This window comes from Pseudomonas segetis (assembly GCF_900188155.1).
Taxonomy (GTDB): Bacteria; Pseudomonadota; Gammaproteobacteria; order Pseudomonadales; family Pseudomonadaceae; genus Aquipseudomonas; species Aquipseudomonas segetis.
This window is the reverse complement of record NZ_FZOG01000010.1, coordinates 37893-54206: the sequence shown is the minus strand read 5'-3', so window position 1 is coordinate 54206 and position 16314 is coordinate 37893. Positions and strand designations below refer to the sequence as shown.

The window sequence follows — 16314 nt, the reverse complement described above, 5'->3', positions numbered from 1 at the left end:
CCGCGCAGGCAGAGCTGCGCGGGCGACAGTCACATGCGGCGTGCGTAATGTTTGAGCATGCTCGGCACATCGAGAATCAGCGCAATACGCCCGTCCCCCGTGATGGTCGCACCCGACATGCCGGGCGTGCCTTGAAGCATCTTGCCAAGCGGCTTGATCACCACTTCTTCCTGGCCCACCAACTGATCGACCACAAAGCCTATGCGCTGGCTGCCGACAGTCAAAATCACAACGTGACCTTCGTGTTGTTCTTCATGCGCGGCGCCTTTTACCAGCCAACGCTTGAGGTAGAACAATGGCAAAGCCTTCTCCCGCACCACGACCACTTCCTGGCCATCAACAATGTTGGTACGCGACAAGTCGAGGTGGAATATCTCGTTGACGTTGACCAGCGGAAAAGCAAAGGCCTGGTCGGCCAGCATCACCATCAAGGTTGGCATGATCGCCAGGGTCAAAGGCACCTTGATCACGATCTTCGAGCCCTGGCCCTTGACCGAGAACACGTTGACCGTGCCATTGAGCTGGGAAATCTTGGTCTTGACCACATCCATGCCGACACCCCGGCCGGACACGTCGGATATCTCGGTTTTAGTCGAGAAGCCGGGCGCAAAGATCAGGTTGTAGCATTCAAATTCATTGAGCCGGTCTGCCGCGTCTTTTTCCAACAATCCCTTTTCGACGGCCTTGGCACGCAATACGTCGGCATCCATGCCCTTGCCGTCGTCGGTGATCATCAACAGGATATGATCGCCTTCCTGTTCGGCCGACAACACCACCTTGCCACCACGCGACTTGCCTGCTGCCTCGCGCTCAGCGGGCGACTCGATACCGTGGTCAACCGCATTGCGCACCAAGTGCACCAGCGGGTCGGCCAGGGCCTCGACCAGGTTTTTATCCAGGTCGGTTTCTTCGCCGATCAACTCCAGGCTGATTTCTTTTTTCAGGTTGCGGGCCAGGTCGCGAACCAGTCGCGGAAAGCGACCAAATACCTTCTTGATGGGCTGCATGCGGGTTTTCATCACCGCGGTCTGCAAGTCAGCAGTGACCACATCCAGGTTCGATACCGCCTTGCCCATGGCCTCATCGTTGCTGCTTGCACCCAGGCGAACCAGGCGATTACGCACCAGCACCAGCTCACCGACCATGTTCATGATTTCATCAAGGCGCGCGGTATCAACCCGAACCGTGGTTTCCACTTCGTTGGCTGGAGCCGCCTTTTCAGGAGCCGGCGCAGCTGCCGCAGCTCGGGCTGGTGCAACCTTTGCGACTGCCGCAGTTGCCTGGGCAGGCTGTACGTCGGAGCCGACAACCTTGGCAACTGGCTCGCTAAACTTGCCTTTGCCGTGCAGCTCATCAAGCAAGGCTTCAAATTCGTCGTCGCTGATTTCATCGCTGGCAACCGCCGGCGTGGAGGCGCTTTCCACTGGCTCAGAAGCAGCGGCAGGCTCAGCCACCTTGGGCGCTACGAACTGGCCTTTGCCATGCAACTGATCGAGCAAGGCCTCGAACTCATCGTCAGTGATCTCATCACTGGCTGATTCGGCAGCCGGAGCTTCAGGAAACGCCGCCTCGGCCTTGGCTGGCGCGGTTGAAGCCTCGCCTGTGGCGAACTGGCCCTTGCCGTGCAATTGATCAAGTAGCGACTCGAATTCATCGTCAGTGATTTCATCACTGGCAGCCGGGGCATCGACCTGCTGTGGCGTTTCGTCAAGGGCGTCGAGCAACTGTTCAAATTCGCTGTCGGTAATATCGTTGGAGGTTGCCGCAGTCGGCGCAGTAACAGGCGCAGCAACAACTGGCGCAGGGCTGGCGACGCCCGCAGCAGGCGTTGGCTCAGCCAGTTGGGCCAATGCAGCCAATAGCTCCGGGGTCGCGGCAGTGGGCGTGACACCTTCGCGTACTTCACTGAACATGCCATTGACGGCGTCCAGTGCCTCAAGCACAACGTCCATCAACTCCGAATCGACCCGGCGTTCACCTTTACGCAAGATATCGAAGACGTTTTCCGCAATATGACAGCACTCCACCAACTCATTGAGCTGGAGAAAACCGGCACCGCCTTTAACTGTGTGAAATCCCCGAAAAATCGCATTGAGCAGATTCATATCATCCGGGCGGCTCTCAAGCTCAACCAACTGCTCGGACAATTGTTCGAGTATCTCGCCGGCCTCTACCAGGAAATCCTGGAGAATTTCTTCATCGGCGCCGAAGCTCATATGGACGTGCTCCTAAAATCCCAGACTGGACAACAGATCATCGACGTCATCTTGACTCGCTGCGACGTCATCAAGCTTATCGGCATGAATCTGCGGACCTTCACCCTGAGATGGATTTTTTTCTTGTTGTTTTTCTGCACGCAATGCTTCCTGGTCATGTTCGATGCCGGCATAGCGATCAACCTGGGTGGCCATGAGCATCAACTTGAGCAGATTGCTTTCAACTTCAGTGACCAACTGGGTGACGCGCTTGATCACCTGGCCGGTCAGGTCCTGGTAATCCTGGGCCAGGAGAATATCGTTCAAGTGCCCTGACAACTTGCCACTGTCTCGCTCGCTATTGACCAGGAACAACTCGACTCGCTTGGCCAGCTCACGAAAATCCTCGGCGCCCATTTCGCGGCGCATGAAACGTCCCCAGTCGGCACTCAGGCTCTGCGCCTCGGTGCGGATATCATTGACCAGCGGCGCACTCTGCTCGACCAGATCCATGGTGCGATTGGCCGCATCCTCGGTCATTGTCACCACGTAATTGAGGCGTTCGGTTGCGTCGGTAATCTGCGAGACTTCGGTCGCATGGGGCAGGCGCGGGTCAAGCTGGAAGTTGACGATTGCGCTGTGTAGCTCGCGCGTCAGCTTGCCGACTTCGTGATAAAGACCACGGTCGCGCACTTTATTCAGTTCATTGATAACCTGGACAGCATCACCAAAATTGCCGCGCTCAAGGCTTTCAAGCAATTGGTGGGCATTACTTTTCAGGGTCGATTCAAAGTCACCCACTTGGGAATCATCGTGTTCCATAACAACCTCAGCGCAGACATCAGCCGTTTACACGCTCAAATATCTTTTCTATTTTTTCTTTAAGCACTTGAGCAGTGAAAGGCTTCACCACGTAACCGTTTACACCGGCCTGGGCAGCCTCAATGATCTGGTCACGCTTGGCTTCAGCGGTCACCATAAGTACCGGCAGTTGTTTCAGCCGTTCATCCGCACGCACTGCGCGCAACAGCTCAATACCGGTCATTCCCGGCATGTTCCAGTCAGTCACCAGAAAGTCGAAACTGCCGCTTTGCAGCATTGGCAGTGCAGTGGTGCCATCATCGGCTTCAGCAGTGTTAGTAAACCCCAGATCACGCAGGAGGTTTTTGATAATGCGGCGCATCGTTGAAAAGTCATCAACGATGAGGATTTTCATGTTCTTGTCCAAGTCGACCTCCGTACCTTCCCCAGTGCACTCAGCAGCCTGAATGCACCCTCTAATCGTGAAACCGGCCTGGCTAGGCACCTGCGTGCCTCGCTATACAAGGTTTTCAGTATCCAACTATTTATCCAGCTCGCCACTCGCCCAGGCGCGCGCGCAAACGTGCGGCGCACTGGCTGTGCAACTGGCTTACCCGAGACTCGCTCACGCCCAGCACTTCACCAATTTCCTTGAGGTTGAGCTCTTCGTCGTAATACAACGAAATGACCAATTGCTCGCGCTCCGGCAAGTTGCCAATCGCATCGGCAAGCGCTTTTTGAAAGCGCTCTTCCTCGAATTCGCGTGATGGGCCTGATTGACTGCTACTCACATCTTCATGCAGGCCGCTATTTTCTCCGTCCTCAAGCAGGTCGTCAAAACTGAACAGGCGGCTGCCCAAAGTGTCGCCAAGAATGCCGTAGTAATCTTCGAGACTCAATTGGAGTTCGGCCGCAACTTCGTGATCTTTAGCGTCACGACCTGTTTTTGCTTCAATTAATCGAATTGCATCACTGACCATGCGGCTATTGCGATGCACCGAACGCGGTGCCCAATCGCCTTTACGCACCTCATCAAGCATTGAGCCACGGATACGAATACCGGCGAAGGTCTCGAAACTGGCGCCTTTGGAGCCATCGTATTTTTTCGAAGCCTCAAGCAAGCCGATCATTCCGGCCTGGATCAAATCATCGACCTGAACGTTCGCAGGCAAGCGCGCCAAAAGGTGATAGGCAATCCGCTTGACCAATGGCGCATACCGTTCGATTAGCTGATGTTGCAAGTCTTTACCTTGCGCTTTGCTATACATTCGGAGTCCAGACGCCGCTGTCATGCCGGCGTATCAGTAGCAGGTTGTTGCACCAGACGCTCGACAAAAAACTCCAGATGCCCACGCGGATTGGCGGGTAAAGGCCAGGTGCAGACCTTCTGGGCTATTGCTCGAAACGCCATGGAGCATTTTGAACGTGGAAATGCTTCAAAAACTGCACGTTGCTTCTGCACGGCTTTGCGCACCGACTCGTCATAAGGCACGGTGCCAACGTATTGCAATGCGACATCGAGGAAACGGTCGGTGACCTTGCTCAGTTTGGCGAACAGATTTCGCCCTTCTTGCGGGGTGTGCGCCATATTGGCCAACACTCTGAAACGGTTCATGCCGTAATCGCGGTTAAGCAGTTTGATCAGGGCATAGGCATCGGTAATAGACGTTGGCTCATCGCAAACCACCACCAGCACTTCCTGCGCTGCGCGTACGAAACTGACAACCGAGTCGCCGATTCCGGCTGCGGTATCGACAATCAACACGTCAATATTTTCACTGATGTCGCTAAATGCCTGGATCAGGCCGGCATGCTGCATGGGCGACAGCTGAACCATGCTTTGCGTGCCCGAAGCTGCCGGCACAATGCGAATACCGCATGGCCCCTGGATGACCACATCGCGCATGTCGCATTCGCCACTGATGACATCTGCCAGCGTGCGCTTTGGTGTAAGCCCCAGCAGCACATCAATGTTCGCCAGCCCCAAGTCAGCATCCATCAGCATGACGCGCCGGCCTTCGTCGGCCAGCGCCATTGCCAGGTTGACGGACACGTTGGTCTTGCCGACGCCGCCCTTACCGCCAGTAACTGCAATTACTTGCACTGGGTGCATAGCCATTTAATTACGCTCCTTGTTCACGTTGGTCAGAAGCATCCTGTCCATTGAGCTTCGACTAAGATGAACACAACAAGCTTGCATGCAAGCTGTATCAAAGATCATGTGGTGACGCATCAACTCGCCTGTCTAGCCGGTTGCTGGTAAAGACCCGCAAAGACTTCAGCCATGGTGTCTTCGCAAGGTTCTTCCTGTGCTTGAAGGCCAACTGCGCGGCTGACCAACTGATGACTGCGCGGCAGCTGTAGATCATCAGGAATTCGAGGACCATCAGTCACATATGCAACTGGCAGGCGCTGGCTCATCGCCAACCCCAGAACCTCACCCATGCTTGCCGCTTCATCCAGTTTAGTCAGAATACAACCCATAAGCCCACAGCGCTTATAACTATGATAAGCCGATTTCAGTACCTGATTCTGACTGGTCGCGGCCATCACCAGGTAGTTTTTCGCATTAATCGAGCGGCTCGACAAGGCTTCAAGCTGCATTCGCAGCGCCGGATCGTTGGCTGGCAGGCCTGCAGTATCGATCAAAACCACACGTTTGCGCATCAAGGGGGTGATGACCTGGGTCAGCGATTGACTGGGGTCAACCAGCGTCACCGGCACATTGAGAATGCGGCCCAGGGTTTTCAGTTGTTCCTGAGCGCCAATGCGATAGCTATCCAGGCTGACCAGCGCAATATTCTGCGCGCCGAACTTCAGTACATAACGTGCCGCCAGCTTGGCAATGGTCGTGGTCTTGCCCATGCCTGCCGGGCCGACCAGGGCAATAACACCACCCTCTTCCAGCGGCTCCTGCTTGGGAACCTGAATCGCGTGAGCCATATGTGCCAACAACATGCGCCAGGCCTGGCGAGGCTCGGCAATTTCGCCAACGCGCTCCAGCAAGGGCCGGGCGACATCCGCGGGCAAGCCCATGCGCTGCAGGCGGCGCCACAGGTTGGCTTGCTGGGGCCGACGGGTTTGCATCTGCCCCCAGGCGATCGAGCCGAGCTGGACTTCGATCAGCTCACGCAGCCCAGACAACTCAGAACGCATGGCATCGATAGTGTTTTGATCAACCGCCGCAGCCGCCGCTTTGGAAGATGCACGTACGGCAGCATCCAGCGGGCTTTCAACCTGCTCCGACAGCTCAGCGAATAGCTGCAGATCCTTGGCCACCTCAGGCTCGACGCGCAGGCTCAACTCAGCATGGGCCGCAGCAATTTTCGACTGGGTTTTGCGCAGTTCGGTTTCCAAGGCAGGGTTCGGCTGGCGCGCAGGCGCCGCAGGAACCTGGTAATCCAGCGCGGCGGTCAACTCGACGCCGCCCGCAACACGGCGATTACCGATGATCGACGCGTCAGCGCCCAGCTCTTCACGAACCAGCTTCATGGCTTGACGCATATCGGCAGCAAAAAAGCGTTTAACCTGCATACCTGTGACCTCGGTTTTGCGGCGGCTGGACAACATCTGTGCGATTCAGCACCGCTTAATTCTGACCCACCGTCGCAACGATGGTGACCTGCTTGTTATCGGGTATTTCCTGGTAAGCCAACACATGGGCATTGGCTACCGCCATTCGTGCAAAGCGCGAGAGCATCGCCCGAACCGGCCCGGCGACCAGAAGAATCACTGGCTTGCCGAGCATTTCCTGGCGCTGAGCTGCATCGATCAAGGAACGTTGCAGCTTTTCAGCCATGCCCGGCTCCAGCAAGATGCCTTCCTCGGAGCCTTGACCGGCCTTCTGTACGCTATTTAGCAATATCTGTTCCAACCTTGGCTCCAAGGTGATCACAGGCAGCTCGGGCTCTAGTCCCACAATGCTTTGCACTATTGCACGGGATAGCGAAACACGAACCGCCGCCACCATAGCGGCGGGATCTTGACTCTTTGGCGCGACATTGGCGATGGCCTCGGCAATGGTCCGGATATCACGCACCGGCACCTGCTCCTGCAGCAAGGCTTGCAGCACTTTAAGCAAGGTCGACAGCGATACCAGCCCCGGCACCAGTTCCTCAGCCAGCTTGGGCGAGCTCTTGGCCAACAGCTGCATGAGTTGCTGGACTTCTTCATGACCCAGCAACTCATGGGCGTGCTTGTGCAGCACCTGGTTGAGATGGGTCGCAACCACGGTACTGGCATCGACCACGGTATAGCCCAGCGACTGCGCCTGGTCGCGCTGGTTAACATCAATCCAGACCGCTTCAAGACCGAACGCCGGATCCTTGGCGGCAACCCCGTTGAGGGTGCCAAATACCTGCCCCGGGTTAATGGCAAGCTCGCGATCCGGATAGACTTCTGCCTCCGCCACGCTGACGCCCATCAAGGTCAGGCGATAGGCATTGGGCTGTAGATCAAGGTTGTCGCGGATATGCACCGAAGGCATCAGGAAACCCATCTCCTGCGACAGTTTTTTACGCACGCCCTTGATCCGCGCAAGCAACTGGCCGCCCTGGTTGCGATCAACCAGCGGAATCAGCCGATACCCCACTTCCAGCCCGACCATGTCGACCGGCATCACATCATCCCAACCCAGTTCCTTGACGTCCTGGGCACGCTGGGCAGGTAGCTGCTCTTGCTGGCGCTGAACCTCCTTGACTTCCTCCTCCTTGACCTTGCGCTGCTTGTTGGCAATCCAGTAGGCCGCACCGGCAGCCACCAGGCCAAGGCTGATAAAGGAGAAATGTGGCATCCCCGGCACCAGCCCCATCGCAATCATGATGGCAGCAGCCACGGCCAGCGCACGCGGCGAGGCAAACATCTGGCGGTTGACCTGCGCCCCCATGTCTTCGGAGCTGGAAACCCGGGTCACCATGATTGCCGCCGCAGTCGACAGCAGCAGCGACGGAATCTGGGCAACCAGGCCGTCACCAATGGTCAACAGGGTGTAGACCTTGCCTGAATCGGCAAAGCTTAAACCGTGCTGGAAGATACCAATGGCGACACCGCCAATAAGGTTGATGAAGAGGATCAGCAGGCCGGCAATGGCATCACCACGGACGAATTTGCTGGCACCGTCCATCGAGCCGTAGAAATCCGCTTCCTGGGACACTTCGGAACGGCGCTTTTTGGCTTCGGCCTGCTCAATCAGACCGGCATTGAGATCGGCGTCAATCGCCATTTGCTTACCGGGCATGGCGTCAAGGGTAAAACGCGCACTCACCTCCGAGATACGCCCGGCACCCTTGGTGACCACCACGAAGTTGATTATCATCAAGATGGCGAAGACCACGATACCTACAACGTAGTTGCCACCAATCACCACCTCACCAAAGGCCTGGATCACCTGCCCCGCTGCTGCGTGGCCATCATGGCCATGGAGCAACACCACCCGTGTAGAGGCTACGTTTAGCGCCAGGCGCAGCAAGGTGGCCGCCAGCAGGATGGTTGGGAACACCGCAAAATCCAGCGGGCGCAAGGCATAGATACTGACCAGCAGCACCACGATCGCCAAGGCAATGCTGAAGGTAAACAGCACGTCGAGCAGAAATGGAGGGATCGGCAGCATGACCATGCCAAGCATGACCAGCAGCAACAGCGGGATACCCAGGTTGCCCTGGCGCAACCCCGAAAGATTACTGCGCACGTTACCGATAATCTGTGAATGATCTACCGCCACATCTTTACCCCAGCAGGTTCAATCTTTTGACGCGAAAGCGCCTTTCACTGGGGTTTTGCAAAATCCCGTCCAACTTTGCCCTGCGCCTCAAAATTCCCTGAAATAGGCAGGAAATCAGTCGTCACGACGCAAGTCAGGCGGGATGGGTAGATCCTTGAGGCTATCGGGACGCTTGCCTTTGCCAGCCTGATACTGGCGTAACTGATAGACATAGGCCAACACCTGGGCCACCGCCAGATACAGGCCAGCCGGGATTTCCTGATCGATTTCCGTCGAATAGAACACCGCCCGCGCCAGCGCCGGGGACTCCAGGAGCATGACATCGTGTTCCTGGGCGATCTCGCGAATTTTCAGCGCCGTAAAATCGCCGCCCTTGGCCAACATCACCGGGGCACTGCCCTTGGTCGGGTCGTACTTTAGCGCCACGGCAAAATGCGTGGGGTTGGTGATGACCACGTCGGCCTGCGGCACGGCCTGCATCATTCGGCGCTCGGTCATCTCACGCTGCAATTGACGGATGCGCTGCTTGACCTCGGGTTTGCCCTCGCTGTCCTTGTACTCGTCACGTACCTCTTGCTTGGTCATCATCAGCTTTTGCTTGTTGTCCCAGATCTGGAACGGCACATCCACCGCAGCAATCAGAATCAAGCCACAGGCAATCCACAACGCACTCCAGCCCACCACTTGCGAGGCATGCATGATGGCGTTTTCCAGCGGCTCATGGGAAATTGCCAACAAGGCATCGCGATCCGCCGACAGCACCAGCAAGGCGATGATCAGGATCACGGAAAACTTGGCCAGCGCCTTGACCAGCTCAACCAGAGCCTTGGTCGAGAACATTCGCTTGAGCCCTGCCGCCGGGTTCATCCGGCTGAACTTGGGCGCCATCGCCTGCGCCGAAAACAACCAGCCACCCAGGGCGATTGGACCAAGGATTGAAGCGATCAGCAGCGCCATGAACAATGGCACCAGCGCCTCGAACGCCACTTGACCGGCGGCCATCAACCAGATGCCCATATTGCGTTCATCAAGTATCACTTCGCGAGGCAGTGAAAAACTGCCGCGCATGACATTGAGCATTGCATTACCAAGCGCGCCGCCGCTGGCCAGCAGGCCACCTGTACCCGCCAGCATAATGGCCAGGGTGTTGAGTTCACGCGAGCGTGCTATCTGCCCTTTTTCACGGGACTCACGCAGGCGTTTCTCCGTGGGTTCCTCGCTTTTGTCGGCGCCGCTTTCAGATTCAGCCATGGACTGACCTCACCTCGCCTGTGCCATTTCACGCAGGAACAGTAACGCCTCACGAGCGAAAACCTCGTATTGCGCCAGAATATCGGCCAGGCCGATCCAGATAATCACCAGGCCCAGCACCACCGTCAGCGGAAAACCGATGGTGAAGATGTTGAACTGGGGCGAGGCCCGGGTCATTACCCCGAACGCCAGGTTAATCACCAGCAAGGCGGTAATCGCCGGCAACACCAGGATCAGCGCCGCGCCAAATACCCAACCGAGCTTGGTCGCGATATCCCAATACTGGTTAGTCAAAAAGCCGCCACCGACGGGCAAGGTGACAAAGCTTTCCGCCAGTACCTCGAACACCACCAGATGCCCGTTCATGGCCAGGAACAGCAAGGTCACCAACATGGTAAAGAACTGGCCGATCACCGGCACTGAAATGCCGTTGGTGGGGTCGACCATCGAAGCGAAGCCCAGGCCCATTTGCATCGAAACAATTTGCCCTGCGATCACGAATGCGTGGAAAAACAGCTGCAACACAAAGCCCAGCATCACCCCGATCAGGACTTCCTGGGCAATCAGGACCAGGGTTTGCACGTTCAATGCATCCACCTGCGGCATGGCGGGCAACGTTGGCAGCAGCACCAGGCAGATTGCCAGCGACAGGTACAGGCGCACCCGCACCGGAACCAGCTTGGTACCGAAAATAGGCATGGTCATCAGCAACGCGGCGATACGAAACAGTGGTAGCAAAAAACTACCCACCCAACCACCGATCTGCGCATCGCTAAGCTCAAGCATGGTCAGCCAATGAGCGAGGGAATGTTCATGATCAAGGTGCGCGTGTAGTCCATCAACTCACGCACCAGCCAGGGGCCGGTAATAATCAGCGTGAGGAAGATCACCATCAGGCGCGGCAGGAAACTCAGGGTTTGTTCGTTGATCTGCGTGGCAGCCTGGAACATCGCAACCAGCAACCCCACCAACAGACTCGGCACAACAATAGTTGCGACAATCATCGAGGTCAGCCACAGCGCCTCTCGAAACAGATCGACTGCAACCTCTGGAGTCATGGCTATATACCTCCGAAACTGGCAGCAAGTGTGCCCATGATCAGCGCCCAGCCATCAATGAGTACAAACAACATGATCTTGAACGGCAACGAGATGATCAGCGGCGAGAGCATCATCATCCCCATCGCCATCAAGATACTCGACACCACCAGATCGATAATCAGGAAGGGGATAAAAATCATAAAGCCGATCTGAAATGCGGTCTTCAGTTCAGAAGTCACGAAGGCCGGCACAAGGATGGTCAACGGCGCGTCATCCGGGCTGGCGATGTCGGTGCGCTTGGACAGGCGCATAAACAACTCGAGATCACTTTCCCGGGTTTGCGCCAGCATGAAATTCTTGATCGGGCCTTCGGCCTTGAGTATCGCCTCCTGCGCCTGAAGCTGTTCATTGAGATAGGGCTGCAAGGCATCCTTGTTAATCTGGTCGAACACTGGCGCCATGATGAACAGGGTCAAGAACAGCGCCAGGCCGACCAGTATCTGGTTCGATGGCGTCTGCTGCAGGCCAAGCGCCTGGCGCAGAATCGAAAATACAATGATGATCCGGGTGAAGCTGGTCATCAACATCAGGAACGCCGGGATAAAACTCAGCGCCGTCATGATCAGCAAGATCTGCAGGCTGACCGAATACTCCTGCTGCCCCTGGGCATTGGTGCTCAGGGTGATCGCCGAAATCGACAGCGGGTCATCCGCGCCCAGTGCCATCGGCGCCGCCAGCATGAACAACGAAAGCAACAACAGGCGCATCGCGCTCATCAACTCTTGTCCTTATTATCTTTACCCAGCAGCTCCATCAGGCGCTGGGAAAACTCTGCTGGCGCAGGCTTGCTCTCACTGCTGTCCACCGGCTCCTTGAGCACATGCAAAGGAGTGATCCGCCCCGGCGTCAGGCCCAGCAACACCTGTTCGTTACCGACCTGGACCAGCAATAGACGATCACGCGTGCTCAGGGCCTGGCTGGAGATAATCTTGATAGCCTGGCCACCACGCGGAGTAATCTGCTGGACCCGACGCATCAGCCAGGCAAGCAAGAAGATCAAGCCGATAACCAGCAGCAAACCAACCAGCAGTTGGCTCAGTTGCCCGGCGATACCACTGCTGGCCATCGGCGTCACCGCCTTGGCAGCAGGTTCGGCAGCCAGGGCGGTCAAGGGCATGGCCAGCAGCACGGCAAGGCTTTTCATATCAACGTAGCTTCTTGATGCGTTCGCTCGGGCTGATCACGTCCGTCAGACGAATGCCGAACTTTTCGTTGACCACAACCACTTCACCATGGGCGATGAGCGTGCCATTGACCAGCACATCCAGCGGCTCGCCTGCCAGGCGATCCAGTTCGATAACCGAGCCCTGATTAAGCTGCAGCAGGTTACGGATGGTGATGTCGGTATTGCCCACTTCCATGGATATCGACACCGGGATGTCGAGGATCACATCAAGGTTCGGGCCTTCTAGGTTGACCGGCAAATTGCTTTTTGGCACACCGCCAAACTCTTCCATTTCAGCTCGTGAAGCCGCCGGAGCCGAGTCACCGCCAGCATCGCCAACACCGGCGAGCATCGCGTCTATGTCATCTTGATTGGCATCGCCCGACTCGGACAGTGCAGCGGCCCACTCATCGGCCAATGCCTGCTCCTCGGGTGAAGTCGCTTCGTTTTCATCTGCCATGATCTTTCCTCGGATGGCGTAAAATACTTGCTGAACTTCTATAAACCCATGCGCTGCCTGGCGCGACGAGATTCAGAAGCTCCTTGATTGTTCAGCCCTGCAAGCGCGCGTGGTGCTAGCGGCTACGATTAATCGGGTCGAGCACCTGCAACGCCAAATTACCTTTGTGCGCACCCAGCTTGACCTTGAATGAAGGCACGCCACTGGCGCGCATGATCACATCGTCTGGCAGCTCAACCGGAATCACATCGCCAGGTTGCATGTGCAGGATGTCGCGTAGCTTCAACTGACGACGCGCAACCGTGGCCGACAAGGGCACGCGCACATCCAGCACGTCTTCACGCAGCGCGTTGATCCAGCGCTCGTCATGATCGCCGACATCGGACTGGAATCCGGCATCCAGCATTTCGCGAATCGGCTCGATCATCGAGTAAGGCATGGTCACATGCAGGTCACCACCGCCACCGTCAAGCTCAATGTGGAAGGTCGACACAACCACCACTTCACTTGGGCTGACGATGTTGGCCAGCGCCGGGTTAACCTCGGAATTAACGTAATCGAAGTTAATGTCCATGACCGCGTGCCAGGCTTCCTTGAGATCGACAAATGCCTGGTCCAGCACCATGCGCACCACGCGCAATTCAGTGGGAGTGAATTCACGGCCCTCGATCTTGGCGTGACGACCATCACCGCCAAAAAAGTTATCAACCAGCTTGAACACCAGCTTGGCGTCGAGAATAAACAGGCTGGTGCCGCGCAAGGGCTTCATCTTCACCAGGTTGAGGCTGGTCGGCACGTACAACGAATGCACGTACTCGCCAAATTTCATCACCTGCACGCCGCCAACTGAAACATCCGCGGAACGGCGCAACAGATTGAACATGCTGATGCGGGTATACCGGGCAAAGCGCTCGTTGATCATCTCCAACGTCGGCATGCGCCCACGGACGATACGGTCCTGGCTTGTCAGGTCATATTGTTTGACGCTACCAGGAACCCCAGCGTCTTCAGTTTCGACCATTCCGTCATCGACACCATGCAGCAAGGCATCAATTTCATCCTGGGAAAGCAGGTCTTGCACGGCCATCGATGGCTCCCGACTACTGCAACACGAGGTTGGTAAATAACACTTGTTCGACCACTGTCTTGCCAACTTCCTTTTGCGCCAGTTCCTGCACGCTGGCAGTCGCTTGCTGGCGCAGCATTTCCTTGCCGACCGGTGTCACTAACGTATTGAAATCCTGGCCAGAGAACAACATGACCAGACGGTTACGCAGTACCGGCATATGCACTTTAAGCGCGTCCAGTGCGGCCTGGTCACGGGACATCAAGGCAACGCTGACCTGCATGTAGCGAGCGCGACCGTTCTGGCTGAAGTTGACCACAAACGCAGGCGTCAACTCCTCATAGATAGCGGCTTGCTTGACTGGAGCACCCTCTTGCTGCTTGGTTTCGGCGCTGGGTTCCGGCGTATCGTCCTGCTTGCTGAGAAAGAACCAGGTACCGGCAATTGTCAGGCTCACCACCAGCAACAAGGCCACCACAGCCAGGATAATGATCTTCATTTTACCGCCAGACTTGCCATCCGCTGCCGGGTCTTGCGGCTTATCTTTCTTCGCCATGCCAATAATCCGTCACAAATTCAGGTTAGCAACCATTAAAGCCTGTTAGAGCAAGTGTTATGCCAGATTAGCCCTTATGCTTTTGAACGCTGCACAAACAAAATCGCCCGACGCTTTGCAACGTAAGGCGAAAGGTCGGCAGGATAATGCTTTTTTATCCGCCATAGTTCATAACGCGTGCAACCTGACTACTTGCTGACAAGCTTGATGGACAAGCCTGGCATTGTCACGCCCTGTGCCAGCAATATGCTCAGGCGTAATAGTCGACCATGCTGCGAGGTGCTCCATAGGCCGTGGCACGCTGCTCGATGCTGCTAATCGACAATTCCTCCTCATGGTTGCCGGTAAAGCCTGAGCCAGAAGCACCACGCTGACTGTCGCTGCCAGCTTGTTGCTGGTTTTGCCCCTGCCCTTGCCAACCGCGCCCCTGGTTTGGGTCGGTGACGCTGACATCCTGCAAATTGATTCCCTGCTGGGTAAACATCTCGCGCAAGCGGTGCATTTGCCCTTCAAGACTATCGCGCACCGCCGCATTGGCGCTGGCAAAGGAAACCTGGGTCTGTTCATGGTTCATGTGAATACGCACTTCCAAACGCCCCAGCTCTGCCGGATCAAGCTGGATCTCTGCCGACTTGAGGTTCTGGCTCGACAAGTACATGACCCGATCCACGACTGCCTCGGTCCAGCCGCCCTGTTGCATCGCGATTGGCGTACCGACCACCGGAATTTTCGGAGTAAGCGAGGTTTGCTGGGTAACAGCCTGGCTCAGCGCATTGAGCTTGCTCACGAAGTTTTCCGGCTTGGTATCGGCGGAACTCTCCTTGAGGCTATCCAGCGCTTCGGCGGTGAGATCACTCAAGTTGAATTCGCCGGCCAGGGTTTTCTCGCCTGACTGCAACTTGTTGCCCATCGCCGCCATTGCGCTGGCAAAGCTCTGCTCGGGGTTGAGCGAAGTTTGCGCCGCTACTGTACCGGGTGATTTCTGTTCGGCATTGGCCGCCGCTTGTGCCTTGCCGATATCCAAAGCCATGCGTACCGCGGGCAGTTGGTTCATGGCATCAAGGTCGGCATCAAAACTGGCATCGGTCATACTGGCCGGCCCCGAGCTTTTGAAGTTGGCCGAGACCGCTGTCATCTGCGCAAGCTGGTCGGCATTCAATTGCAGGCCGAACAACTCATCGGTCTCTTCAGTCGATGGCGGTGCATCGGCTTGCCCCTCCTCGCCCTCACCCTGGGTCATCGCCGGGTCGGTCGGCAAGGAATTGCCGCTTTCGGCAACCGTTTGCGGCTGAGCCTCGCCATTGGCATCCGCACCGGCATCATCGGCCGCCTTGGGTTTGTGCTCATTCGCCGCTTTTGTCGAGCTGTTTGTGCGCTCGGCCGGTTTGGCCTGACGCTCATTGGCGTAGACCTCAGCGAAGCTGGAAGCCTCACGGCCACGGGGCTCGGCAGGTTTTGCCTGAGGCTTGGCCGCCGCAACCTTGGGCTTTAAATCGACTGCTGGTTTGAGCAGTAAGTCAGCTGCACCGGACATCGGCACTCTCCATACGGATTGGTTCGTACTGGGAGATAGCAAGAGCCAGGCCAAGTTCGCCTGTATGGGTTGGCGAGGAGAATCTAATCGGCTTGGGAAGCCTGAATTTCGAGCTGGAAAAAAATCCTGACCGCGGCCAGTTCGATTTTGATCTGGGCAAACAATTGGTCACGCAAGGGCCTGTTGTGTTGCTCGACTGCCAGCTCTAGCGCCTGGCATAGGCGCGCCAGCTCATATGCACCGACATTGCCGCAACTGCCCTTGAAGCTGTGTATGGCCAGGCAGAGGGCCGACATATTGTTCTCGGCAAGCGCATACTCGGCCAATCGCAGGCGCTCACGGGAGTCTTGCAGGTAGGCCTCGAGCAAGACCGGGTACTCATTACCCATGACGTCCTTCAGTCCGGCAATTATGACTTCATCAACATGTGCTACCACGGCGCGACACTCCTTGATTCGCCCATCACC

Annotated in this window: 17 protein-coding genes; all 17 read right to left on the bottom strand. The window is 56.7% G+C overall.

The window, feature by feature from the left end; all coding sequences use genetic code 11:
* Positions 1-29: 29 nt before the first annotated feature.
* The 17 genes from CHB79_RS21375 to CHB79_RS21295 all read right to left on the bottom strand — a co-directional run bounded on the left by CHB79_RS21375 (position 30) and on the right by CHB79_RS21295 (position 16284).
* Entirely contained in the window at positions 30-2216 is a 2187-nt protein-coding gene (locus CHB79_RS21375) for a chemotaxis protein CheA (RefSeq protein ID WP_089361384.1), read from the bottom strand.
* Positions 2217-2228: 12 nt separating this feature from the next.
* Positions 2229-3017, bottom strand: a complete 789-nt coding sequence (locus CHB79_RS21370) for a protein phosphatase CheZ (RefSeq protein ID WP_010482919.1) — start codon at positions 3015-3017, stop codon at positions 2229-2231.
* A gap of 19 nt (positions 3018-3036) precedes the next feature.
* Positions 3037-3411, bottom strand: a complete 375-nt coding sequence (locus CHB79_RS21365; protein WP_176443248.1) for a chemotaxis response regulator CheY — start codon at positions 3409-3411, stop codon at positions 3037-3039.
* A 130-nt stretch (positions 3412-3541) separates the two neighbouring features.
* On the bottom strand, positions 3542-4288 hold the full coding sequence (fliA, locus tag CHB79_RS21360; protein WP_176443247.1) for an RNA polymerase sigma factor FliA: 747 nt from the start codon (positions 4286-4288) through the stop codon (positions 3542-3544).
* Positions 4285-5115: a flagellar synthesis regulator FleN gene (gene fleN, locus CHB79_RS21355; protein WP_176443246.1), complete on the bottom strand. Its 831-nt coding sequence runs from the start codon at positions 5113-5115 to the stop codon at positions 4285-4287. The genes fliA and fleN overlap by 4 nt, the downstream gene beginning before the upstream one ends.
* A gap of 113 nt (positions 5116-5228) precedes the next feature.
* Positions 5229-6530: a flagellar biosynthesis GTPase FlhF gene (gene flhF, locus CHB79_RS21350; RefSeq protein ID WP_010482914.1), complete on the bottom strand. Its 1302-nt coding sequence runs from the start codon at positions 6528-6530 to the stop codon at positions 5229-5231.
* A gap of 55 nt (positions 6531-6585) precedes the next feature.
* Positions 6586-8715, bottom strand: coding sequence for a flagellar biosynthesis protein FlhA (flhA, locus tag CHB79_RS21345; protein WP_010482913.1), 2130 nt, complete (start codon positions 8713-8715; stop codon positions 6586-6588).
* Between the two features lie 114 nt (positions 8716-8829).
* Positions 8830-9966 (bottom strand): flagellar biosynthesis protein FlhB, encoded by a 1137-nt coding sequence (gene flhB / locus CHB79_RS21340; protein WP_089361383.1) that lies wholly within the window; start codon positions 9964-9966, stop codon positions 8830-8832.
* Positions 9967-9975: 9 nt separating this feature from the next.
* On the bottom strand, positions 9976-10752 hold the full coding sequence (gene fliR / locus CHB79_RS21335; RefSeq protein ID WP_010482911.1) for a flagellar biosynthetic protein FliR: 777 nt from the start codon (positions 10750-10752) through the stop codon (positions 9976-9978).
* 2 nt (positions 10753-10754) lie between these two features.
* Complete coding sequence (gene fliQ, locus CHB79_RS21330) at positions 10755-11024, bottom strand: flagellar biosynthesis protein FliQ (protein ID WP_010482910.1); 270 nt, start codon at positions 11022-11024, stop codon at positions 10755-10757.
* A gap of 2 nt (positions 11025-11026) precedes the next feature.
* The gene (fliP, locus tag CHB79_RS21325) at positions 11027-11782 is read right to left on the bottom strand and encodes a flagellar type III secretion system pore protein FliP (protein WP_089361382.1); all 756 of its coding nucleotides are present in this window, start codon (positions 11780-11782) and stop codon (positions 11027-11029) included.
* Entirely contained in the window at positions 11782-12210 is a 429-nt protein-coding gene (gene fliO, locus CHB79_RS21320; protein ID WP_010482908.1) for a flagellar biosynthetic protein FliO, read from the bottom strand. Before fliO ends, fliP begins: the two co-directional genes overlap by 1 nt.
* A 1-nt stretch (position 12211) precedes the next feature.
* The gene (gene fliN / locus CHB79_RS21315; RefSeq protein WP_089361381.1) at positions 12212-12691 is read right to left on the bottom strand and encodes a flagellar motor switch protein FliN; all 480 of its coding nucleotides are present in this window, start codon (positions 12689-12691) and stop codon (positions 12212-12214) included.
* 115 nt (positions 12692-12806) lie between these two features.
* Complete coding sequence (gene fliM / locus CHB79_RS21310) at positions 12807-13778, bottom strand: flagellar motor switch protein FliM (RefSeq protein WP_010482906.1); 972 nt, start codon at positions 13776-13778, stop codon at positions 12807-12809.
* Positions 13779-13791: 13 nt separating this feature from the next.
* Positions 13792-14313: a flagellar basal body-associated protein FliL gene (gene fliL / locus CHB79_RS21305; RefSeq protein WP_010482905.1), complete on the bottom strand. Its 522-nt coding sequence runs from the start codon at positions 14311-14313 to the stop codon at positions 13792-13794.
* A gap of 250 nt (positions 14314-14563) precedes the next feature.
* Positions 14564-15847 carry a flagellar hook-length control protein FliK gene (locus CHB79_RS21300; protein ID WP_089361380.1) on the bottom strand — a complete coding sequence of 428 codons (1284 nt, stop codon included), beginning with the start codon at positions 15845-15847 and terminating at the stop codon, positions 14564-14566.
* Between the two features lie 83 nt (positions 15848-15930).
* Positions 15931-16284, bottom strand: coding sequence for an Hpt domain-containing protein (locus CHB79_RS21295; RefSeq protein WP_089361379.1), 354 nt, complete (start codon positions 16282-16284; stop codon positions 15931-15933).
* Positions 16285-16314 lie beyond the last annotated feature (30 nt).

Bases quoted from the DNA above. Each gene is read 5' to 3' on its own strand.
- CHB79_RS21375 (WP_089361384.1), bottom strand. From the start codon at position 2,216: ATGAGCTTCGGCGCCGATGAAGAAATTCTCCAGGATTTCCTGGTAGAG.
- CHB79_RS21370 (WP_010482919.1), bottom strand. From the start codon at position 3,017: ATGGAACACGATGATTCCCAAGTGGGTGACTTTGAATCGACCCTGAAA.
- CHB79_RS21365 (WP_176443248.1), bottom strand. From the start codon at position 3,411: ATGAAAATCCTCATCGTTGATGACTTTTCAACGATGCGCCGCATTATC.
- fliA (WP_176443247.1), bottom strand. From the start codon at position 4,288: ATGACAGCGGCGTCTGGACTCCGAATGTATAGCAAAGCGCAAGGTAAA.
- fleN (WP_176443246.1), bottom strand. From the start codon at position 5,115: ATGGCTATGCACCCAGTGCAAGTAATTGCAGTTACTGGCGGTAAGGGC.
- flhF (WP_010482914.1), bottom strand. From the start codon at position 6,530: ATGCAGGTTAAACGCTTTTTTGCTGCCGATATGCGTCAAGCCATGAAG.
- flhB (WP_089361383.1), bottom strand. From the start codon at position 9,966: ATGGCTGAATCTGAAAGCGGCGCCGACAAAAGCGAGGAACCCACGGAG.
- fliR (WP_010482911.1), bottom strand. From the start codon at position 10,752: ATGCTTGAGCTTAGCGATGCGCAGATCGGTGGTTGGGTGGGTAGTTTT.
- fliQ (WP_010482910.1), bottom strand. From the start codon at position 11,024: ATGACTCCAGAGGTTGCAGTCGATCTGTTTCGAGAGGCGCTGTGGCTG.
- fliP (WP_089361382.1), bottom strand. From the start codon at position 11,782: ATGAGCGCGATGCGCCTGTTGTTGCTTTCGTTGTTCATGCTGGCGGCG.
- fliO (WP_010482908.1), bottom strand. From the start codon at position 12,210: ATGAAAAGCCTTGCCGTGCTGCTGGCCATGCCCTTGACCGCCCTGGCT.
- fliN (WP_089361381.1), bottom strand. From the start codon at position 12,691: ATGGCAGATGAAAACGAAGCGACTTCACCCGAGGAGCAGGCATTGGCC.
- fliM (WP_010482906.1), bottom strand. From the start codon at position 13,778: ATGGCCGTGCAAGACCTGCTTTCCCAGGATGAAATTGATGCCTTGCTG.
- fliL (WP_010482905.1), bottom strand. From the start codon at position 14,313: ATGGCGAAGAAAGATAAGCCGCAAGACCCGGCAGCGGATGGCAAGTCT.
- CHB79_RS21300 (WP_089361380.1), bottom strand. From the start codon at position 15,847: ATGTCCGGTGCAGCTGACTTACTGCTCAAACCAGCAGTCGATTTAAAG.